General features: G+C 68.3%; 2 protein-coding genes. Both read right to left on the reverse strand.

The genetic code is table 11. The features are described 5' to 3' along the window. The gene (locus ACLJPD_RS25630) at positions 1-777 is read right to left on the reverse strand and encodes an FkbM family methyltransferase (RefSeq protein ID WP_410875474.1); all 777 of its coding nucleotides are present in this window, start codon (positions 775-777) and stop codon (positions 1-3) included. Continuing rightward, positions 777-25,112, reverse strand: coding sequence for a non-ribosomal peptide synthase/polyketide synthase (locus ACLJPD_RS25635; protein WP_410875476.1), 24,336 nt, complete (start codon positions 25,110-25,112; stop codon positions 777-779). Before ACLJPD_RS25635 ends, ACLJPD_RS25630 begins: the two co-directional genes overlap by 1 nt. Positions 25,113-25,115 lie beyond the last annotated feature (3 nt).

A 25,115-nucleotide genomic window follows, 5' to 3' on the forward strand; every position in this document is an offset into this window, starting at 1 on the left:
TCACGCCCGCACGGCGTACACCTCGTGCAGTTCGGTACCCGCCAGCGAGCGATCCTGCCGGGTGCGCGGGGTGAGGCCGTGGACGTCGAGGACCTCGCAGAATTCGGCGAGACGACCGTCGCGGTCGTGCACCTCCGCTACGACGGATCGGATGCGGGACCAGTCGGACTCGTTGATGCCGAGTAGGACATCGAATTCGGCTCGTTCGACGTCGATCTTCAGCACGCCGATCTCGGCGGACGGATCATGCTGTGCCAGAATCGCCGACACCGTCGTGACCTCGACATCGATCTGCTCGCCGTCGTGCAAGCCGCGGGTGATGAGGGTGATCGCGTCGTCGGGCAGGCCGCTGTTGCGCAGAAAGGTCTTCGTCGCGTCGTCGTCGGCATCACGATCGGCGTACAGGCTCGAATTCGCGGTGGCCCGGGGGTACCAGGTGAACGGCAGCACACCGGGCGCGGCGCCCACCGCGACCTCGAGGGCGACACCGCCGGGCACATGCGCCGACATGTTCCGGTGCAGACAGTCGTAGGTGGCGGGTGCGGGTTCGGCCGCGATCACCCGCACACCGGGGTGCGTTTCGGCGAACACCATCGCGCTGAGTCCGATATTGGCGCCGATATCGACGGCGAGGTCACCGGGTCGCAAGGTGGCGGCGGCTTGGCGGTAATACCCGTCGGCGATCATCTCCTTCCAGAGCATGCGCGCTTCGGCGGGGCTGGTGCAGGTGACGGTGCGGCCGTCGTCGAGGCGCAATTGCTGCTGTGTCGTCGTCATCAGTTCATGAATCCTTCGAGGATCGGGCCGATCACGGCCAGCGCGGACGGGTGGGTCAGCTCGAGGTGGCGTGCGTCGAGAACAGTGTTGTGGATGCGGCCGGTGACGTGCGGTTGCCACGTGTGTGCGACGGCTTCGATGTCGTCACGATCCTTACCGGCGGTGAAGAAGATCAGGTCACCGTCGAAGGTCCTCGGCTGGTAGGCGTCGGCGAGTTCGCCCGCGGTGGAGAAACTTTCCATCACCCGGTCGACCTGGTCGGCGGTGAACAAGCCGGTGCCGGTGATCTGATCGCGGACCACCTGCCAGGCCTGCTCGGTGGTGCTCGCGGTGACGGTATCGGCGAGGTCGAACAGTTCCCGCCAGCCACCGAGCAGATCAGCCATCAGCTCGCCCGGTGTGGAGTCGGTGTCGGGCGTGATCGGTGGGGCACCGACCGCACTGTCCATCATCGCCAGCAGCGCGACCGATTCGCCCTGCTCCTGCAGCTGCGTCGCCACCGCATGGGCGATCTCGCCGCCGAGCGACCAGCCGAGCAGGTGGTACGGCCCGTTGGGCTGGGTCCGGCGGATCTCGTCGACGTAGCGATGCGCGAGCTCATCGATCGACGTGGCGCCGGCTTCGTCGGCGACGACGTGCGGGTCCTGCAGGCCGAACACCGGCCGGTCACCGCGCAGATGGCCCACCAGTCCGCCGTAGAACCAGGCGAGCCCGCCCGCCGGGTGGATCGCGAACAGTGGTGCGGCATCACCCGCGGGCCGCAGGGGAAGCAGCACCTGCATGCCCGATCCGCCCTCGGTCTCGTCGACCCTGCGGGCCAGCGCCCGCGGCGTCGCATCGTCGAACATCCACGGCAGTTCGACCTGGACGCCGCGGGCGTGGAGTTCTGCCACCGCCATGGTCGCCAGTAGCGAGTTGCCGCCGAGGTCGAAGAATCCGTCACCGGAGCCGACTCTGGCCACGTCCAAGGTGTGCGCGAACACCTCGGCGATCGCGATCTCGGAAGGTGTTCGCGGCGCGTCGTATTCGTGCTCGGCGCGTTCGAAGTCGGGTGCGGGCAGGGCATTTCGGTCGAGCTTGCCGTTGACCGTCACCGGCAGGGCGGACAGCACCACGATGGCCGAGGGCACCATGTACCCGGTGAGCAGTTCCGCGGCGGTGTCACGAACCTGCGCCGGGTCGAGTTCTTGCCCGTCGACGGCAACGACGTAACCGATCAATTGGTCGACGTCCTTGGCGTGGCGGTGCACCGCCGCAGCCGCCTGGGAAACGCCGGGGTGGCCGAGCAGCGCCGACTCCACCTCACCCAGTTCGATACGAAAACCGCGCAATTGGATCTGCGCGTCGGCGCGTCCGAGGTAGTCCAGTTCCAGTCGGTGCCCGCCGCGACGCCACCGGCCGACATCACCGGTCCGGTACAGGCGGCCGCCCGGCGTGCCGAACGGATCGGCGACGAATCGGCCCGCGGTGAGCGCGCCCGCTCCGTGATAGCCGCGCGAGAGCTGTCCGCCGCCGACATAGAGGTCACCGGCGACGCCGACCGGCACCGGCCGCAACCGCTCGTCGAGCACGTACACCGTCATCCCGGGCAGGGCGCGGCCGATCCCGCTGGTGCTCGCCTGATCGACTTCGGCATAGCTGACGTGGACGGTCGTCTCGGTGATCCCGTACATGTTGACCAGTCGCGGTGAGCCCGCCGGGTGGGCGCGTGACCAGCCGGTCAGCCGGGCCTGGTCCAACGCTTCGCCGCCGAACACGATGTAGCGCAACGCGAGACCCTCGCCGCCCGCGCCACGGTAGCGGCGCTCCGCGTCGGCGAATCCGTAGAACGCCGACGGCGTCTGGCTCAGAACGGTGACCTGTTCACGCGCCACGAGCTCGACGAAGTCGTCGGGCGTGCGCGTGGTGTCGTAGTCGACGACCACCAGACGCCCACCGGAGAGCAGCGCCCCCCACATCTCCCAGACCGCGAAATCGAAAGCGTAGGAATGGAACAGTGTCCACACATCGTCGGCCCCGACGTCGAAATTCTCTGCCGTGTTCGTGAGCAGGGTGACCACATCGCGGTGGGTGACCGTGACACCCTTCGGCCGACCGGTAGAGCCCGAGGTGTAGATCATGTAGGCGATATTGTCCGGGCGCGCGGCACCGTCGTGCCCGGTCTCGACAACCACATCGTCATCCAAAAGCACTATCGGCCCCGTGAATTCGGATACCTCCGAGGCCATTGCCGAGGTGGTCAGCATCGCCACCGGTCGAGCGTCGTCGAGCACGAAGCGAAGCCGCTCCGCCGGATACGCCACATCAAGGGGCAGATAACCCGCGCCCGACATGACCACTGCCAACAGCCCGACCACCAGATCAGCTGAGCGCGGCAACGCGACGGCCACCAGCGTTTCGGGGCCTGCGCCGGCCGCGATCAGTCGGGCGGCGACAGCCTCGGCGCGCCGATCCAGTTCCGCGTAGGTCAGGACCGTCGGCCCATCGGTCACCGCGACCGAATCCGGGGCGGCAGCCACCCGCCACGCGAACAGGCCACCGATCGTTTCCTCGGGAACATGCGCGCCCGCCACACCTGCCGCATCGAGAACCTCCTGGCGCTGCCGCGGTTCCATGAACTCGATGTCACCGATGACAGCCTGCGGGTCGGCGACTACCGCCTCCAGGATCCGCAGGTACCAGTGCGCGAACCGCTCCATCGATTCTTCGACGAAAAGATCTGTGGCGTAGGTCAATCGGCCGAGTGTGCCCAGCGGGTTGCCGTCGGCGTCGAATCGTTCGACCAGCTTCACGTTGAGATCGGACTGCGCCTGCTCCACATAGTCCTCGACCGGTTCCACCGTGATCCCCGGCAGTTCGAGAACCACCTGATCGAGATTCTGGTAGTCGATCGTCACCTGATAGAGCGGCAGGTGCGCGGTCGAACGCGGCGGGTTCAGCGCCTCCACGACCTGTTCGAAGGAGACCTCCGCGTGTGCCAGTGCCGCCAGGTCGGCGGCCATGACGTCGTCCAGAAGCGCGTCGAAGCGCTGATCGGCCGACACCGCCGTCCGCAGGACGACAGTGTTGACGAACATGCCGATCAGATCGTCGAGTTCGCGTTCCCCACGCCCGGACACCGGTGTGCCGACCGCGATATCGCCGGTGCCCGCCAGCCGCGCGAGCAGCACGGTCAGCGCGGCGTGCGCCACCATGAACGGCGTCGCGCCCGCCGCCCGCGCGACCGTACCGATCCGCTTCTGCAGCCGTGCCCCGATGGTGAAGTCGACGATCCGGCCCCGCATGGACGCGACCGGCGGGCGTGGCATGTCGGTGGGCAGATCCAGCAGTTCCGGCAGCCCGGCGAGGGTGTCTCGCCAGAAGTCCAGCTGACGCGACAGCAGCGACTCCGGATCGTGCTCATCGCCGAGCAGATCATGCTGCCACAGTGTGTAATCGGGATACTGCACCGCGAGCGGCGGCCACGCGGGCGAGCTCGCCGTGGCCACGGCGCGATAGGCGGCCGCGACGTCGCGGGCCAGGGGAATCATCGAAAGTCCGTCCGCGCAGATGTGGTGTACGGCGATCACCAGCACGTGATCGTCGGGGCCGAGATCGAACAGTTCGACCCGCACCGGCGGCGCCTCGGTGACCTGGAAGCTGGCCGAGAGCACCGCCGCGGCGGCCTTCGGCAGCACCGATTCCTCGATGGCGACCGGGATCAGGTCGGGCGCCACTTCGTCGGCGTCGACGACCACCTGCCGCGGAATACCGTCGATCACAGGGAATTTCGTGCGCAACGATTCGTGGCGGCCGATCACCATCGCGCAGGCGGTGCGCAGCGCGGAGATATCGAGTTCTCCGGTCAACCGGATCACCAGTGGCACGTTGTACGCACCGACCGAGGCGCCGAGCTGGTTGAGGAACCACATCCGCTGCTGGGCGGGCGAGAGCGGCACCGGGCCGCTGTCGGGCCGCCTGGTCAGCACGGGGCGTTGGACGGTGTCGCGGCCGGTGAGCCAGGCGGCGAGGTCGGCCATTCTCGGGTACTCGAACAGGTCGCGCACCGCCACCCGGATGCCGAGTGCCGAGCTCAGTCGTGCGGTCAGCCTCGTCGCGGTCAGCGAGTTCCCGCCGAGGTCGAAGAAGTTGTCGCGCATGCCGACTCGGGGCAGCTCGAGAACTTCGGCGCAGACCTCGGCGACGAGGGTTTCGGTCGGATCGCTCGGTGCCAGGTATCCGGCGGCGGTGAAAGCGGGCATCGGTAGCGCGCCACGGTCGAGTTTTCCGGTGGTGGTCAGTGGAAGCTGTTGCAGCACGACACAGATGTCGGGAACCATGTGGGCGGGCAGCCGACGGCGTGCCGAGGCGCGTACCTGCTCGGGCTCGACGGTGTCACCGATGAGGTAGCCCACGAGCCGGTCCGCCCCGTGGTCGTCGGTGCGCAGCAGCACGACCGCGTGGTTGACCGTGGGATGTTCGGCGAGCACGGCCTCGATCTCGCCGAGTTCGATCCGCTGACCTCGGATCTTGACCTGATGGTCGGTACGGCCGACGTAGTCGAGCGTGTGGCCGGCGGTCCAGCGGACACGGTCGCCCGTCCGGTACATCCGGGTGCCCGGGTCGTAGGGGTTGGCGAGAAAATTCGCGGCGGTGGCGGCGGGGCGGCCGAGGTATCCCCGCGCCAGCTGGATACCGCTCACGTAGAGCTCGCCGGTCACACCGATCGGCACGGGCCGCAGGTGCGAATCCAGCACCACTGCGCAGGTCCCGCGAATCGGGCCACCCAGGGTGATGGGCTCCGGGGGCGACAGAGGCTCGCTGATGGCGACCATGATCGTGGTCTCGGTGGGTCCGTAGCCGTTGAACAATCGGCGTCCCGGCGCCCAGAGGGCGGCCAGCTCGGCCGGCACTGCTTCACCACCGGCGACCAGTACCGCGAGGCTGTCCAGCCCGTCGGGTGACATGGTCGCGAGCACGGTCGGTGTGAGGAAGGCGTGGGTCACCGCGTTGTCCCGGATGATGTCGGCCAACTCGGTGCCCGCGTAGGTATCGGGCGGCGAGATGACCAGCGTCGCGCCGTGCGGGTGCGCCATCAGGATCTCGAGCATGACGGCGTCGAACCCTGGTGCGGCACAGTGCAGCACCCGCGAGCGCGAGGTGACCTGGTATCGATCCCGCTGTTCGGCAGCGAAATTCGCCAGTCCCGCCTGGGTTACCGCCACGCCCTTGGGAGTACCGGTGGTGCCGGAGGTGTAGATGACATAGGCCAGGTCGGTGTCGCGGATCGTCCGGGACACAGCGTGCGTCGGTTGGTCCGCGATCTGCCGCGCCGCCGCCGGATCGTCGACGACCAGCCGGGCCCACTCCCCCTCCGGCACTCCGTCGCTCACCTCGTCGACGGTCAACACGACGCGGGCACCACAGTCGGACAGCATGACCGCGAGCCGCTCGTCCGGGTTGCGTGGATCGAGCAGCGCACCCGCGGCACCGACCTCGGCCAGCGCCCAGATCGTGGTGATCAACGGCATCGAACGCGGCATGACCACACCGACGGTGTCCCCGGTGTCGACGCCGTGCTCGATCAGCCAGTGCGCCAACCGATGTGCTCGACGACCCAGCTCGGCAAAGCTCACCGTTTCGGACCCGGATATCACTGCCACACCGTCGGGCTGTCGGGTCGCCCCTCGGCGCAACAGGTCCGCCAATGCCGCGGGCGCCACCTGTTCCGTACCTCTGGCGGGGACCAGCGCCACGTGCTCTGCCGCCGACAGCAGGTCGATGTCGCCGACGCGCCTGTTCGGGTCGGCGGCGACGGCGCGCAGGACACGCTCGATACGGTCGGCGAGCCCGGCGGCGGTCACGTCGTCGACACGGGCCGCCTGGTATCGCACCCGGATGTGCAGGGTGTCGGTGTGGTGGGCCTGCACGGTGATCGGGTAGTGCGCGGCATCGGTGCCGACCACGTCGGTGACCCGTACCCCGTCGATATCGGCGTCGCCGAGTCCGCTGCTGTCGACCGGGTAGGACTCGAACGCCACCAGGGTGTCGAACAGTTGTCCGCCGCCGACCGCGGCCATGATGCCGGACAGTTCGACGTGATGGTGATCGAGCAGCCGGGTCTTGTCCGCCTGCAACTGTTCCAGCGCGCCCACGATGATCCGATCACCACGTACCCGGACCGGGACGGGCAGCGTGTTGATGAACAGCCCGATCATCGACTCGACACCCGGCACCTCGGCCGGCCTGCCGGAGACTGTCTCGCCGAACACGATCCGCTCGCGACCGAGCTGGTTGGCCAGCACCGTCGCCCAGGCGAACTGCACGATCGTCGACATCGTGGCGCCGCATGCGCGAGCGAGTTCGGTCAGGGCGGTGGTGATGTCGTCGTCGAGATCGATAGTCAGGTCGGTCGGTACCTCGACGGTCGCCTTTCCGACCGTGTCGGCGATCATGGTGGGCTCGGTGTACCCCGCCAAGGTGTCGCGCCAGATCTCGATCCCGGCGGTGGTGTCGCGCCGGTCCAGCCAGCTCAGGTAGTCGCCGTAGGACGGTGCCGGCGGCAGCAGGCCCGCGTCGGCGCCTGCCGCGTACAGCCCGACCAGATCGCGCAGCAGCAACGGCAGTGACCAACCGTCGAGCAGCAGGTGATGCGCGGTCAGGATCAGCCGGAACTCGGCGGGCGCGACGGAGACGAGCACGAATCGCACCAGCGGCGGATCGGCGGGGTCGAACGCCATCTCGCGTTCGGACGCGAGGATCTCCGGCAGCGTCGCCTCAGCAGCCGCGACGGTGCGCCAGTGCACGGCCGACTTCACCGGAACAACCTGCGCGACGACACCTTCGATCGTTCGGGTGAACGCGGCCCGCAGGTTCGGATGCCGCCGCAGCAGCTCTGCCGCGGCCTGTCGAAGCCGGGCCTCGTCGACCGGCCCGGTCAGTGTCATCTCCGACTGCGCCGTGTACACATCCAGTTCGCCCACAGCGAGCTCGGCGTGGAACAGCAGTCCCGCCTGCAACGGTGCCATCGACCAGACTGCCTCGATCGGTCCGTAGCGTTCGGTGAAGATGTCCAGGTCCTGTTGGGTCAGCGCGACCAGCGGGGTGTCGGACGGGGACAGACCCCAATCAGCCTCTCGTGCCGCCATTTCCGCGATCTCGCGCAGCGACGACGTCCACTCGTCGAGCAGTTCGCCGACATCGCCACTATCGAGAAGTCTCGCGGCGTAACCGATCCGCGCGGAGACGGTGGGGCCGTCCGGGGTGTCGATGATGCTGGTGTCGATGGACAGTGTCGCGGCGGCGGGCATGCCGGGATCGAAGGCGACCTGATGGTCGAAGTCCTCCCCGGCGGGAATCCAGGCGACACCGGACAGCGCCGCGATGTCGACGCCTGCTCGGCCCAGGTTGTTGAAACTGATCTGCGGTTCGGGCAGCGCCGCCAGCTGCGGGGCTGTTTCCGCGTTGAGGTACCGCAGCATGCCGTAGCCGATGCCCTTGTCCGGCACGGCCCGCAACTGTTCCTTGACCGCCTTCACAGCGGCACGCGGATCGGTGCCGTCGATGTCGAGGTTTACCGGGTATGCGCTGGTGAACCAGCCGACGGTGCGCGAGAGGTCGGCTCCCGGGGCGAGCTGCTCCTCGCGCCCATGGCTTTCGAGCAGGATGCGGGCACCGCCGTGCTCGACCCCGCGCGCGGCGCGCCAACGACCCAGTGCCAGTAGCAGACCCGCGAGCAGTACGTCGTCGGTGGTGGCGTGCGCGGCGCGTGGCGCCGCGCCCATCAGCGCGGTGGTCAGGTCGACGGGAAGCGTCAGCGTCATCCGCTCGACCGTGGCGTGCACATCGACAGCCGGGTCGAGTGCGACCCGACCGAGCAGCGGTTCGGGACGGGACCCCATGCGCTGCCACAGTGCCAGCTCCTCGGCATGACCGTCGGCTGCCGCTGACACGGCCGCTGCCCACCGGCGCATCGAGGTGCCGACTTCGGGCAGCTCGACCGCTCGTCCCTCGCAGACCTGCTGCCACGCGGAGACGAAATCGGGGATCAGGATCCGCCAGGAGACACCGTCGACCACCAGGTGATGGATCACGATCAGCGCACGTCCCCGCGATACCACGCCGGGCTCCGGCACCAGACAGACGACCTGCATCATCGCTGCATCGACAGGGCTCAGCCGGGCTGACGCTTCGTCGAGTGCGTCCTCGACGAGCGCCGTGAAACCCGCGCTCCCCGGCACACTCTCGGCACCGAACGTGCGGACCAACACCAACCGTTCGGCATCGACCGCGCCGCGCGGCAATACCTCGAGGTGGGGCGAATCGGCGTGCGCGACACTCAGCCGCGCGCGCAGCATGTCGTGCCGGTCGAGCACGGCGCCGACAGTGGCGACCACGTCAGCCGCACGCGCATCGCCGGGCACCTCGACCAGCAACGACTGCGCGAACCGGTCACCGGCGGGACGGTCCAGATACCAGGACACAATGGGCGTCCGCGCTACCTGCCCGATACCACCGCCGGGCAGTTCTTCGAGGGTCACCCGTCCCGCGTCCTCGGCAACGGCAGCCAGTCCACGAACAGTCCGATGTTCGAAGATGTCTCGTGCCGTCACGACCACCCCGGCTGTCTGCAACCGCGATGCCAGCTGGATAGACATGATCGAGTCGCCGCCGCGCGCGAAGAACGACTCGTCGGTGCCCACCGAGGCCACCCCGAGCACCTCGGCGAAGATCCTCGCGATGGTCTCCTCCAGGTCTGTCGCCGCCGCGATCACCGCTGAATCGAACGCCTCGGCGCCGGGTTCGGGCAGTGCGCGCCGGTCCACCTTTCCTGTCGACGACACCGGCATCTCGTCGAGAACCGTGAGCACGGCGGGCACCATGTGTTCGGGCAGTGCGCCCGAGATCTGGTCGCGGATCGCGGTCGTATCGATCGTTCGACCCTGGTCGGCCACCAGGTAGGCGGCCAGCATCGGTTGCCCGGCATGGCCGCGCGTGCTCACGGTGACCGCGGTAGCCACATCCGGGCAGGCCACCAGCGCCGCATCGATCTCGCCGAGTTCCACGCGCTGACCACGGATCTTGACCTGGAAATCGGCGCGACCCACGTATTCGATGGTGTGCTCGGCGCTCCAACGCACCAGGTCGCCGGTGCGATACATCCGGGTGCCCTGCTCCCCGTACGGATCGGCCACGAACGCGGCAGCGCTCGCCCCCGGCCGATTCAGGTATCCGCGCGCCAGTGCCCTGCCCGCCAGATACAGCTCACCGACCACGCCGATCGGCACCGGTCGCAACCGAGCGTCGAGCACGACGGCGCGCACTCCGCGGATCGGGGCGCCGATAGTGATCGGATCACCGGGCGCCAACTCGGAGCTCACGCTGACCGCGACCGTCGCCTCGGTCGGCCCGTACACATTGTGGAAGCGGCGGCCCGGCGCCCAGGCGGCGACGAGTTCGGCGGAGAGCGCTTCGCCGCCGACCGTCAGCATCTGTAGCGCGTCGAGGCCGTCGGGCCGCAGGGTCGCCAACACGCTGGGTGTCAGGAAGGCATGCGAAACCTGTTGCGTGCGAATCAATTCGGTCAGGGCAGGACCGGCGAAAACTTCGGCAGGCGAGACGACAAGGGCGGCGCCCGCCGCATAGGCCATCAGCGATTCCATCATCACCGCGTCGAATGCAGGCGCGGCGACCTGGAGGACCCGCGACAGTCGATCTATCCGGTAGTGCTGATGCTTCTCCGCTGCGAAGGCCGACAGACCCGCGTGCGTGACGACCACACCCTTCGGTCTGCCCGTCGATCCCGAGGTGTACACCAGGTAGGCGGCATCATCCAGGCGCGCCGCCGCGAAGGGGTGATCCATTGTCGCGGTGGACAGTTCGGCGACGACCTGCTCGTCGTCGAGGCACACCCAGGCGACGGTGTCGGGCAGCGACGACCGCGCCGCGCTCGAGGTCACGCCGAGCGTGACACCGGAGTCGTGGACCATGTGCGCCAGCCGTTCCGCGGGGTAACGCAGATCCATCGGCATGAACGCCGCACCGGTTTTCGCGATCGCCCACAGCACCACGTGGAAGGCCACCGACCGCGGGACAGCCAGGGCGACATAGGTTCCCGGTGCCGCGCCTGCCCGTGCGAGCAGCACGGCGAGCCGGTCCGATCGCCGATCGAGTTCGCCATAGGTCAGGGTCTCGTCGTCACCGATCAGCGCCGTCGCCGTCGGGTCCGCGGCAGCGAGGGCGAGCAGGGCGGGCAGTGTTTTCGGCAGCACCGCCGTCGCACGTCCGGCGGGGAGCAGGTGTGCGGTCTCCTCGGGGCTCAGCAGGTCGATGGCCTCGATGGTCACGTCCGGTTGCGTGGTGATCGTGTCGAGCACGCGCAGCAGCCGGTCGGCGAACCGAATCGCGGTGGCCTCGGTGAACAGGCCGGTGGCGTAGACGATCTCGCCGTCGATCCCCGCTCCGTCGGCGCGTTCGTTCAGCAGCACCGTGAGGTCGGTTTTGGCTTGTGCCACACCGGGATCGAGTACTTCGACGCCGATATCGTCGAGTTCGAAGCGCGTGGCATCGGCATGACGGAAGCCGAGCATCACCTGATAGAGCGGCGTATACGCGGTCGACCCGGCCCGGTCGAGTACCTCGACCAGCCGCTCGAACGGCACGTCCGCGTGTGCGAGCCCCTCCAGATCCGTGCCGCGTACCTCCGCCAGGAATTCGCGGAAGGACAGTCGCTCGGTGACGCGGGTAAGCAAAACCACCGTGTTGACGAACATCCCGACCAGATCGTCGAGTTCGGGGCGCCCGCGACCACTCACCGGGGTACCGATCGTGACGTCGTCGGTGTGGGCGGTGCGCGAGAGCAGAATCGCCAGCGCCGCGTGCAGAACCATGAACACCGTGACACCTTCGCGGCGGGCGAGTTCGACGACGGACTCGTGCAACCCGGGCTCGACGGTGAAGCCGACACTGCCGCCGTCCATCGTCGACACCGCGGGCCGTGGACGGTCGGTAGGCAGTGCGAGCAGTTCGGGAGCGTCGGCGAGAATCCGCTGCCAGTAGGCGATCTGGCGCCCGGCCAGCGAGGTGGGGTCGTCCTCGGCACCGAGCAGCTCACGCTGCCAGACCGCGTAGTCGGCGTAGTCGACGGGCAACGTCGGCCACAGTGGCGTCGTCTCGGTGCGACGAGCTCGATAGGCGGCGAACACATCTCGGGCCAGCGGTGCCATCGACGCACCGTCCGCGGCGATGTGGTGCACCACCAGGATCAAGACGTGTTCATCGACGCCCGTGCGATAGAGCCGCACGCGGACCGGCGTGTTCGTCGCGATGTCGAAGCCCGACTCCACCGCGTCGCGCAGCCGGTCTGCCAACAGCGCTGGGTCCTCGAGCGAAGCGAGTTCGATATCCGCGGCGCCGACCGCACTGTCGTGGACGAGCTGATGCGGTTGTCCGCCCACCGAGGGGTAGATCGTGCGCAGGGTTTCGTGGCGGGTGACCACATCGGCCATCGCCGCGCGCAGCGCTGTCACATCGAGCGGTCCGGTCAGCCGGGCCGCGAATCCGATGTTGTACGCACCGGAGGCGGGGTCGAGCTGGTTGAGGATCCAGATGCGCCGCTGCGCCGCCGCCAGGGGAATCTCGGCGAGGTCGTTGCGGTGCACCAGCGGCACGCCGGCGTACCGGTCGCGCACGGCGATCCGTTCCGCCAGCGCGGCGATGGTGAGTGCCTCGAAGATGTCGCGGACATTGACACGTACCCGCAGGGCGGCTTCGGCACGGGCCGCGATCTGGGCCGCCGACAGCGAGTTCACGCCGATATCGAACAGGTCGGCGGCGACGCTGACCCGATCGGCGCCGACGATCTCGGCGACGATCTTGGCCAGCACGGCTTCCCGGTCGGTACGCGGGGCCAGGAATTCGTCCGCGTCGTCGAAGTCAGGGCTGGGCAGCGCGGCCCGGTCCAGCTTGCCGTTCACACTGAGCGGCAGGGTGTCGAGCACCAGCACCGCGCCGGGTACCAGGTAGGCCGGCAGCAGCCGGGTGAGCGTACGGCGCACCTGCGCCCCGTCCAGTGCCGCACCCGCCACCGGCGTGACATACGCGGTGATCCGGTCCTCGGTGACGATCGCGACCGCGCGGGCGACCGTGTCGATCGAGTGCATGGCAGCTTCGATATCGCCGGGCTCGACGCGCTGACCATGGTACTTCACCTGGAAGTCGCCGCGGCCGAAGAACTCCAGCGCGCCGGAGGGTGCCCAGCGGGCCAGGTCGCCGGTGCGGTAGAGCCGCTCCCCCGGCGCGCCGAACGGGTCGGCGAGGAATACACCACAGGTGAGATCGGGGCGGTCCTGGTAGCCGCGGGCCAGCTGGGCGCCCGCGACGTACAGGTCGCCGACGACACCGACCGGAACCGGCCGCAGTCGAGCGTTCAGCACATAGGCAGACATCCCCGAAACCGGGTAGCCGATCGGAACACTCTGCGGCGCACCGGGATCCGTCGTGCATCGGTATGCCGTCACGACCTCCGCTTCGGCGGGACCGTACCAGTTGACCACCTCGGCCCGATCGAAAACCTGCCGGGCGCGTTCGGCGGTGCGCTGGGCCAGCGCCTCACCGGCAGGGAAGAGATAGCGGACCGACGGCAGCCGCGTCGTGCCCGGATGCTCGAGCAACACATCGAGCATCGACGGGACGAAGTGCACGGTGCTCACCTGCTCGTCCGCGATGACCTCGGCCAGGTAGGCGGGATCGCGGTGGCCGCCGGGTTCGGCGACGACGATCCGCGCGCCGGTCTGCAACGGCCAGAACAACTCCCACACTGCGATGTCGAAGGTGATCGGGGTCTTGTGCAGCACCACATCCGACGCGTCGTGCGGGAATTCGCTTTGCGCCCAAGCCAACTGGTGGGCGGTGGCCGCGTGAGTGAGGGCAACCCCCTTCGGGGCGCCGGTCGAGCCGGAGGTGAACAGCACGTAGGCGGTGTTGTCGGCGCGCAACGGTGCGCGGCGCTCGTCATCGCCGACGGGTCCGGCGGGTCGCGCGCTCAGGTCCAGCTCGTCGAGCCGGACTCGATGGAGGTCTGCGGGAAGCGAGCCCTCGTCGCCGACGGTGGTGACGACCAGCAGCGGTCGAGCGACCGCAAGGACGTGGGCCAGCCGTGCGGTCGGGTGGTCGGGATCGAGCGGCACGAAGGCCGCACCGGACTTCACGACGGCGTAGACGGCGGTGATCAGGTCGATCGAACGGTGAATCGCCACCGCCACTGTGGTTTCGGGGCCGGCGCCGAGATCGATGAGGTGACGAGCGAGTCGATTCACGTGTGCGTCGAACTCACGGTAGGTGAGGGCGCTACCGCCGGGGACTCGGAGGGCGACAGCGTCCGGGGTGCGGGCTACCTGCTCGTCGAAGGCGTCGACGAGCGTGCGGTCCGGACTCACCAGTGGTGCGCCGTGCGGGCGCAGCAGACGGGTGCGGGTGGTTTCGTCGGTGAGGTCGATCTCCCCGGCGATGATCTGCGCGTCGGCGGTGACAGCGTCGAGGACGCGCACGAGCTGTTCGGTGAATCGGCGTGCGGTGGTGTCGTCGAACAGGTCGGTGGCGTAGGTCAGACGCAGATTCATGCCCGAGATCTCGTTGTGCGGGCCTCGGTCCTCGGTGATCATCAGCAGCAGATCGCAGATCGCCGCGTCGGCACCGACATCGATGCCGCCGATCTCGAGGCCCGGCACGTCGAGCTGGGCAGGCGCCATGTTCTGGTAGGCGAGCATCACCTGGAACAGCGGCGAATGTGCCGTCGAGCGAGCCGGATTCAGCACTTCCACCAGCTGTTCGAACGGAACGGCGGCATGATCGAACGCTTCGATGTCGGTGCGCCTGGTCAGTTCGACCAGGTCGGCGAACCGCTGTTCCGGGCGGACCCGGGTGCGCAGCACGAGCGTGTTGACGAACATACCGACGAGGTGGTCCAGCGATCGGTCGCCGCGACCCGCGTACGGAATGCCGATGGCGATGTCGTCGCTGCCCGACAACTGTGCAAGCAGCACGGCCAGCGCGGTGTGCGTCACCATGAACGGGGTCACCCCGCTGCGTCGCGCCAGTGCCGCCACGGCCTGCGCGACTCGGGAAGGGACTTCCGCGTGGACCGTCGCACCGCGGTGGGACTGTTCGAGCGGGCGCGGCCGATCGGTGGGCAGCGCGAGCACATCCGGGATCTCCGCGAGTTGGGTGCGCCAGTAGCGCAGGTCGCGGACCGGCGCGGAGTCGGGTGCGGCGAGCAGTTCGCGCTGCCACAGGGCGTAATCAGCGAATTGCACTGGTAGCGGAGCCCATTCGGGTGCCGCACCGACCCGGCGTGCGCGGTAGGCCTCGATGATATCGGCGGCCAGCGGGGCTACCGAGTAGCCGTCGCAATTGATGTGGTGGACCGAAATCGCCAGTGCGTGAGCGGTTTCGGTGATCCGGAACAATGCCACCCGCAGCGGGGCGCCCGCCGCGACATCGAATCCGATGCCGAAGAACCGTGTCAGTTCCTGGATCAGCGCATCCACGGTCACCGGGCGCACGGCGAGATCGCAGGACGCGACGACTTCATCGGTGCTCAGCACGACCTGCGCGGGGGTGCCGTCGTGGGCGGAGTAGGTGGTGCGCAAGATCTCGTGCCGTTCGATGACATCGAACAGCGCGGCCGACATGGCCTCGATATCGAGTTCACCGTCGAGGCTGATCGACAGTGGCACCACGTAACTCGCGGACTCGGGGTCCAGCTGGTTGAGCAGCCACATCCGGCTCTGCGCGGGCGAGAGCGGGATGCGCTCGGGCCGCGCCGTCGCCACCGGGCCCGCGATCTCACCGACGGTGCGCAGGCGTTCGACCCACCGAGCCAATTGCGCCACGGTCGGGGCTTCGAAGATGGCGCGCACGGGAATCGTCACGCCGAGGACTTCGCCGATGCGGCTGAGCACGCGAGTCGCCAACAGCGAATTGCCACCGAGGGTGAAGAAATTCTCGTCGGCGCCGATCCACGGTGTCTGCACCAGTTCACCGATCACACCGGCGATGGTTTCCTCGACGATGCCGCTGGGAGCCCGGTAACGGGTGGAGCCGACGCGGGTGTCCGGAGCGGGCAGGGCGCGATAGTCGATCTTTCCGTTGGGCGTGAGCGGAACCGTGTCGATCCGGATCACCTGGGCGGGAACCATATACGCGGGCAGGCGTCCCAGCAGGTACATCCGCAGTGCGTCGGGGTCGATCGCCTCCTCGCTCACGGCGTAGGCCACCAGCACCTGCTCATCGCCGACCGGATGGACCCGGACGATCGCGGCACCGATGTGGTCGTGGGCGAGCAGCGCGGCTTCGATATCGCCGAGTTCGACGCGCAGGCCGCGAATCTTCACCTGGGAATCGCGGCGGCCGACATACCGCAGTCGGCCTGCGATGTCCCAGCGGACCAGGTCGCCGGTGCGATAGAGGCGAGAGCCCGGCATCGAGCCGAACGGGTCGGCCACGAAGGCCGCGGCGGTGAGGTCCGCGCGGGCGTGGTAGCCACGGGCGAGTTGGCTGCCACCGAGATAGAGCTCACCGGTGACGCCGAGAGGGACGGGGCGCAGGCGTGCGTCGAGCACGTGTACGACGACATTCGCTTCGGGCGTGCCGATCGACACGACGGGTCCGTCGAGTTCGCCGATCTCGTAGGCGGTGACGCTGACAGCCGCTTCCGTCGGGCCGTACAGGTTGTCGATGCGTGCCCCGCTGACGTCGCGGAATCGGCGAACGGTCGCGGAGTCCAAAGCCTCACCGATGCACAGCACTTGGCGGATCGTGGCGAGGTCGTCCGAGGTCGCGATGTCGAGGAAGGCCGAAAGCAGCGAGGGAACGAAATCGACCACGGTCACGCCGTGGCGGGCGATCAGCCCGGCTACGGCGGTCTGATCGGTGTGATCGTCATGGCCCGCGACGACCAGCGCGGCGCCGGAGGTAGGGGCGGTGAACAATTCCCACACCGACAGGTCGAAGGTGGCGGGGGTGCGCAGGAGCAGCACGTCGTCGGCGCCGATCCGGTAATGGGATGTGAGCCACCGTAGTTGGTTGACGACAGCCTCGTGGGTGAGTGCGACGCCTTTGGGGACGCCGGTCGACCCGGAGGTGAAGATGACGTAGGCCAGATCGTTCGGGCGCAGTGGCCTGATCCGATCGGCATCGGTGAGCGGCGCGGTATCGGTCGCGGCCGGGACGAGGTCTGACAGCCGCCAGACCGGTGCCCGCGTCGGCATTGCGATGTCGTCGCGGATCAGCACGCCGTCAGGTCGCGCGGCGGTGAGAACGGCGCGCAGCCGGTCGACGGGGTGGTCCGGATCCAGCGGGAGATAGGCGGCGCCGGCCGCGTGGATGGCGTAGAGCGCGGTGAGCAGATCGACCGAGCGGCGCACAGCCACGGCCACCACACTTCCCGGCCCGATACCGTGGCCGACCAGCGCTCGTGCCAGTGCGTTCACCTCGGCGCCGAACGCCGCGTAGGTGAGCACGTCACCGCTGTCGCCGTCGATGACCGCGGCGCGTTCCGGTGTCGCCACGACCTGCTTCGCGAAGAGCCCCGCGATCGTCGAGCCGTCCGAGGGCACGTCGGGGCCGGATTCCCGCAGCGACAGTTCGTCGAGTTCACCCGGGCCGAGCAACGGTAGGTCACCCACAGGCATACCGGGATCGGCGACGACACCTCGCAGGACAGCGACGAACCGCTCGAAGATCGGAGCGATCGTGGCTTCGTCGAAAAGATCAGTCGCGTAACCGAATTCGACCTGCATGTCACCGGGAGCACCGTTCGAGTCGATCGTATCGACCAGGGTGAGGTGCAGGTCGTACTTGGCAACGCCGGGTTCGACGAGATCGGCCGCCACCGTGAGCCCGCCGAGGCGCAGCGTCGGGATGTCGATGTTCTGGAACGAGAAGCCGACCTGGGTCAGTGGCTCGTGCGCGGTGCTGCGCGGCGGATTGAGTACCTCCACCAGCTGTTCGAACGGGATGCCGGCATTGTCGAACGCGCCGAGATCGCATTCGCGGGCGCGGCCGAGCACCTCCGTGAACGGCGCCTCAGGATCCACCTGTACGCGTAGCACCAGCGTGTTGACGAACATGCCGATCAGCGGGTCGAGGGCGGGTTCGCCGCGCCCGGCGACCGGGGTGCCGACCGCGATGTCCCCGGTGCCCGACAGCCTTGCCAGCAGCACCGCGAACGCGGCATGGGTCACCATGAACAACGTCGTGTCGTGGCGACGTGCGAGGGCGATGATGTCGCGATGCAGCTCGGCGGGGATCGTGGCGGACATGGTCGCGCCACGGAAGGACTGCCGTGCGGGTCGCGGTCGGTCGGTCGGCAGATCGAGCATCTGCGGTAGGTCGGCCAGCGTCGCGATCCAGTACCGGATCTGACCCGCGGTCACACTGGTCGGGTCTTCTTGCGCGCCGAGGCTTCTGCGTTGCCACAGCGTGTAGTCGGCGTACTGGACCGGCAGAGGCGCCAAGGCCGGCGGCTCGCCTGCCATCCGGGCCCGGTAGGCCACGGCCAGGTCCGTGGCCAGTGGCGCGAGCGAGGATCCGTCGATGGCGATGTGGTGCACGGTGAGCACCACCGTCCACTCCTCGGCCGCGGTGTGAAGCAACGCGATCCGGAACGGCACCTCGGTACTCACGTCGAATCCGAGGGCGGTCTCGTGCGCGATCCGTTCGGTGATTTCCGCCTCGGCGACGTCGACGCACATGAGCCGAGGTTCCGAGCCCGGTGCCAGGATCTCTTGCCACGGTCCGCTGTCGCTGTCGGGGTATCGAGTGCGCAGCGTCTCGTGCCTGTCGATCACATCGGCGAGAGCTGACCGGAGCGCGTCGACATCGAGTGGTCCGGAGATTCGCACGACGACGGGCACGTTGTAGACCGCCGCCGAGGTGTCGAACTGGTTGAGGAACCACATTCGCGCCTGCGCGGGTGAGAGTGGAATCCGATCCGGCCGCTGCTGCGGCACCAGCCGGCGATGACCCGAACCTGGATCAGCCTGTCGGCCGATCGAATCCAGCTCGCCGGCCAGCGCGTCGACGGTCGGGGTCTCGAACAGTGCCCGCACCGCGATGTCGGTGCCGAACGCATCGGACAGGCGCGCCGCGACCTTGGTCGCGGTGAGCGAGTTGCCACCGAGGTCGAAGAAGTTGTCGAGCGCGCTCACGTGCGCTGCGCCGAGCACATCGCGGTACACATCGGCGACGAGTTGTTCGGTGGGCGTGCGCGGCGCGATGTCCTCGGCGGTGTGCAAAAACACCGGCTCCGGCAGCTCGGCACGATCGAGCTTGCCGCTGGCGGTCAGCGGGAATCGGTCGAGCACCATGCACACATCGGGCACCATGTGCGCGGGCAGTCGCGTACGCGCGGCCGTGCGTACGCGCTCCGCGTCGATGCCGGCACCGACCAGGTAGCCGACGAGCCGTTCGCCGCCCGCGCTGCCGTGCATCACGACGACGGCGTGGGTCACCGCGGGGTCCTGCGCGAGTACTGCTTCGATCTCTCCCAGTTCGGTGCGCTGCCCGCGGATCTTCACCTGCTGGTCGGCGCGACCCAGGTACTGGAGGGTCTGCTCCGATGTCCACCTGACCAGGTCGCCCGTGCGGTACATGCGGGTGCCCGCACCGCGGGGGTCGGCGACGAAACCGGCAGCTGTCACCGTGGGTCGACCGAGGTAGCCGCGCGCCAACTGCACACCGCCGATATAGAGTTCGCCCGCCGTACCGACCGGCACCGGCTGCATTCGGGCGTCGAGGACCTGCGCGGAGATGCCGCGAATAGGTCCGCCGATGGTGATCGGGCCCTGCGGGGAGATCGGGTCGCTGATCGCGACCATGATCGTCGTTTCGGTGGGCCCGTAGCCGTTGAACAGCCGACGCCCCGGCGCCCAGGTCGCGCTGAGGTCGGCGGTCAGAGCTTCGCCACCGGAGACCAGCACCCGCAGGCACTCCAGGTTCTCCGGTGACATCGAGCCGAGGACGGTCGGCGTCAAAAAGGCATGGGTAACCTCTTGTGCCCGAATGAGTTCCGCCAGCTCCGCACCCGCGTAGACGTCGGGCGGGGACACGATCAGCGCCGCGCCACCAGGATGGGCGAGCAGGATTTCGAGCATGACCGCGTCGAACCCAGGACCGGCGGCCTGCAGGACCCGCACGGTGGGCTCGACGTTGTAGCGGTCCTGCTGTTCGGCGGCGAAGTTCGCCAGCCCCTGGTTGGTGACCTCGACACCCTTCGGAACACCGGTCGTGCCGGACGTGTAGATCACGTACGCCACGTCACCGGGGTGCACCGGCCTACCCCGATCGATGTCGGCCACTGGCGCCGACGAGTATCCCGCGGTGACACTGCGGGAGACGGGGTCGGCGACCACCAGCAGCGACCACGGCCCCTCGGGCGCAGCGCCCTCGACCTCGGCGCTGGTCAAGACCACCCTCGGCGCGCTGTCGGCGAGCATCGAGCGGACCCGATCCCGCGGGTTGCGCGGGTCGATCAGCACCAGGGCGGCACCGGTTTTCGCGACGGCCCACACCGCAACCACGAAATCGAGCGAACGTGGCAGGACCATCGCCACCACTTCGCCGGGTCGGGCACCTTCGTCGAGCAGCCGCCGGGCGAACCGGTTCGACAGCTCGTCCAGCTGCGTGAAGTCCATCCGTTCCACACCGGAGGCGACCGCCGGACCGTCCGGCGAGATCGCGACACCGCGGGCCAGCAGATCCGCCAGCGCTACTCCCGGTACCGCGTCCGCACCCCGAACAGGCTGCAGCGCGGCACGTTCGGCGGTAGACAGTAGCTCCACGTCGCCGACCGGCGCGGAAGGGTTCGCCACCACCGCGTCCAAAATCCGGCGCAACCGTTCGGCCATCTGCTCGACGGTGGGCGGGTCGAACAGGTCGGTCGCGTAGTTGATGCGCAGGGTGACGTCACCGGTGTTCGCGGCGTTCGCGGCGACGGTGACGACCAGGTCCACCTTCGCGGGTTCGGCGCCTGGATCGAGGATGTCCACCTCGAGGTCCGGCAGGGTCAGGCGAGGCAGTTCGGTGTTGTCGAAGGCCAGATACACCTGACACACGGGTGCATAGGCCGCGGAACGCCGCGGATCGAGCGCTTCCACGACCCGGTCATAGGGCAGGTCGCCGTGCGCGAAAGCGTCGATATCGATGTCCTTGACGCGTTCGAGGAAGGCGGTGAACGATTCGTCGCCGCGCACCGGCGTGCGCAGCGCCACCGTGTTCACGAACATGCCCACCAGTGGCGCGAGGTCCGGCTCGCCGCGTCCGGCCAGTGGGGCGCCGATGACGATGTCGCCGGTGCCCGACAACCGGGCCAGCAGGACGGCGAGCGCGGCGTGCACGACCATGAACGGGGTGACGTCCGCGGCACGGGCGAGTCGCGCGATGTCGGCGTATGTCGCGGGGAGCCGCGCGGCGACGACCTCGCCGCGCATGGAACGGCGAGCGGGCCGCGGCCGGTCGGAGGGTAGCTCGAGCACATCGGGGGCATCGGCCAATTGGTCTGTCCAGTATTGCAATTGGTCGGCGGCGAGTGAGTCCGGATCGGTTTCGTCGCCGAGCAGGCGACGGTGCCAGTCCGCGTAGTCGGCGTATTGCACCCTCAGGGGCTGCTGATCCGGCGCGATCTGCTGCGACCGAGCCGTGTAGGCGGTGGCGAAGTCGATGGCAAGAGGCGCCAGCGACGCACCGTCACAGCAGATGTGATGGAGCACCAGGACCAGCACGTGGCTGTCGGGGCCGGTCGTGAGCAGGACCGCCCGCAGTGGCGGTCGAGCGCAGACATCGAAGCCATCGGCGGTCAGCTCGCGGATCCGGTCAGCGAGCCGGTCTTGCGCGACTTGTTCCGGGACGCAATCGAATTCGGCCAGGGTGGACGCGGTCGACAGGATCTCCTGCATGCCGTGGCCGTCGCGGGCGGGGTAGCGGGTCCGTAGCGACTCGTGGCGATCGAGAACGTCGCCCAGCGCCGTGCGCACTGCGGCGGGGTCGAGTCGGCCGGTCAACCGCAGGACAAGAGGGATGTTGTAGGCGGCTGACTCCGGTTCGACACGGTTGATCAACCACATCCGGTGCTGCGCGGAAGCCAGTGGCAACAGCCCGTCCCGCGCGACCGGGGTCAAGGCGGGCCGCACTCGCCGCCGCGCCCTGCCGACGCACTCGGCGAACCCTGCCACCGTCGGGTTGGCGAACAGATCACGCACCGACAGTTCGCATTCGGTGGCATCGGCGACCCGGACGACGGCGCCCGCCGCGGTGAGCGAGTTGCCGCCCACCGCGAAGAAGCTGTCGAACGCACCGACACGATCCACACCGAGCACCTCGGCGAAGACCTGCGCGACAGTCGCTTCGGTCTCGGTCCGCGGCGCGATATAGCTTGCCGTGGCCCCCGCCCCCGGTTCGGGGAGTGCGCGCAAGTCGAGCTTGCCGTTGACCGTCAGTGGCAGTTCGTCCACGACTGTCACGACATTCGGGATCATGTAGTCCGGCAGCAGTGAACCCGCCCGGGCGACAACGGAATCGACATCACAATCGGTACCGGACGCGACGACGTAACCCACCAGACGCGCCGCCTCGGTGTCGGCGCGATGCACCACCACAGCAGCCGAAGCCACCGCCGGATGAGCCAGTAGCGCGGCACGGACCTCGTCGAGTTCGATGCGGAACCCACGCAGCTGCACCTGCTGATCCGCACGGCCGCGGTATTCGAGGTCACCGTCGTGATTACGGCGGGCCACGTCGCCGCTTCGGTACATCCGAGCCCCCGGCGCCCCCCACGGGTCGGCGACGAACCGGCCCGCGCTCAGCGCGGGCTGACCGAGATAGCCACGAGCCAATTGTGTTCCCGCTACATAGATTTCCCCCCACGCGCCCACCGGCGTCGGCCGCAGGCGCCGATCCAGCACATAGGTGCGCAGGCCGGGTAGCGCCGTTCCGATCACGCTGGGTGCGCCGGGGACGGCCAGTTCGGCGCTCAGGTCGGTACGGGTGACGAAAACGGTGGTCTCGGTGATGCCGTAACTGTTGACGAGGACCGGTCCGGTCGGGTGGTCTTCGTACCAGGGTGCCAACGCCGCCGGATCCAGACCCTCACCGGACAGCACGACTACCCGTAGTGCCAACTCCCCATCGGGTGCGCCCGCCACGAGGTGCCGCCGCCGAGCCGCGGCGAATTGATAGAACGCCGAGGGGGTTTGGCTGAACACGGTGACGCCTTCACGGGCGGTCAGACGCACCAGTTCATCAGGGGCGCGCGCTGTCAGCACATCGACGACCACCACGCGGCCGCCGGTGACGAGCGGACCGAAGACCTCCCAGATCGAGTAGTCGAAGGCCACCGAATGCAGCCATGTCCACACATCGTCGGCCCGGATATTCAGGGCGGTGCACGCATTCGACAGGTAGGTGACGACAGACCGGTGGCTGATCACCACACCCTTGGGCCGACCCGTGGAGCCGGAGGTGAAGATGACGTACGCGGCATCATCGGGTCGCAGCGGTGCGGTGCGCTCGTCATCGGTGATCGGGTCAGCAGCACCGTCGAGGTCGTCACCGGGTTCGAGCACCAGCAGCCGGGCACCGCCGATGAACAGCCCTGAGTCCTCGACGATGACAACCGCCGGATCGGACTGACCGACAACGTATTCCAGCCGTTCCGCCGGATGGGTGAGGTCCAGAGGCAGATACGCGGCACCGGACTTCAGGACAGCCAGCATCGCGACGATCAGCCGGGTGCCACGCGGCAGCGCGATGGCGACCAGCGCGCCCGGACCGGCGCCACGAACGATCAGACGCCGCGCGAGCCGGGTGGAACGCTCATCGAGGTCCCGATACGTGATCGTCTCGCCGTCGGCGGTGACAGCCTCCGCGAAGGGAGTCGAAGCAGCCTGTCCGGCAAGCGAATCCACCAGCGTCGCGACATCGACGACGCCCTCGACACCGGCCGACTCGTCGACGATCGTGCGCTCCTGCGCGGGCGAGACCAGCGGTAGTTCCACCACCCGCTCGCCGGAGTCGGCCGCGATGAAGCGGTGCAGGAATTCGATGAAGCGGTCGGCGTGGGCGTCGATATCGCGCCGACTGTAGAGATTGTCGTTGCCGTGCAACTCGATGAGCAGCGGCGCGTCCGGCCCGGTTCGGTAGAGGTTGATCTGAAGATCCTCGAGCGCACCCGAGGTGAGCGCGTGGTAGCGGCCGACGGCGTCGCCGAAGCGGATCTCGGAGTCGAAGAACAAGATGTTGAGGACGGGCCCGAAAGTGTTGGCGGAATTGTCGATCGCGGCCGATTCGCGGCGCAGGTCCTCGAAGCGGTACCGCTGATGACGCAACGCAGAGACCAGCTCGCTGATCGAGGCCTTGACCAACTGCGCCACGGTGGTCGCGTCGTCGATCGCGAAGCGGATCGGCACCATATTGGCCAGCATCGCCGCGGCATTGCGCAGCTTCACGGTGACCCGGGCGCTCATCGGGACCGAGAGCACCACCTCGTCGGCACCGGTCATCCGCGCGAAGAAGGCCGCGAACGCCGCGACGACGACTTGCGCGGCCGAAGCGTCGAGCTCGGCCGAGCGGCGATCGAGCAGCGTGCACAGTTCGGCCGGAAGTTCGCGCGCCGCAACCTCATCCACCGTTCCCGCGCGAGCCGATCGACCGGACAAACCGGAAGGCGCGGGCAGGTCGGCGACCTTGTCCAGCCAGTACCGACGGTCGGCCTCGAACCGTGGACCCGCCCGATAGGCCTGCTCCTCCGCGGCGATATCACGCAGCCGAGCGGCCATCAGCCGAGCGGGTGGCCTACCTTCCGACAGCGCGTTGTAGTACTCGGCGACCCTGCTCACCACGTTGAACGCGCCGTACCCGTCGATGACGAGATGGTGCGCACGCGCGTACCACAGGTGCAGGTCGTCGCGAATCCTGATCAGTCGCGCGACCGCGAGTTGGTGCCGAGTGATGTCGACAGGCCGGGTGTAGTCGCGGCGCATCCATGCCAGCGCCGCCCCCATCGGATCGCTGTGCGCGCCGAAATCGAGCACGAGTTCGTTGAACGTGATGCTGCGGTCGACGACCTGGTAGGGACGCCCTTCCACCTCGACCACCCGCACCATCAGCGACTCGGTCTCCCCGGCCACCTCGTGCACCGCCGTGTTGAACAGGGCCACGTCGATCTGCCCCTCGATCTCGACATACTGCGCGATATTGGTCGCCGGTCCGCTATGCGCGCTATCCGCGAACCACATGCCGTATTGCGCGGAGGAAAGCGGGATCAGATCCCGATTACCGACCCAGCTCTCGACAGACTCCATGAT

Origin of the sequence: Nocardia sp. A7, from assembly GCF_046549215.1 — a bacterium.
Taxonomy (GTDB): domain Bacteria; phylum Actinomycetota; class Actinomycetes; order Mycobacteriales; family Mycobacteriaceae; genus Nocardia.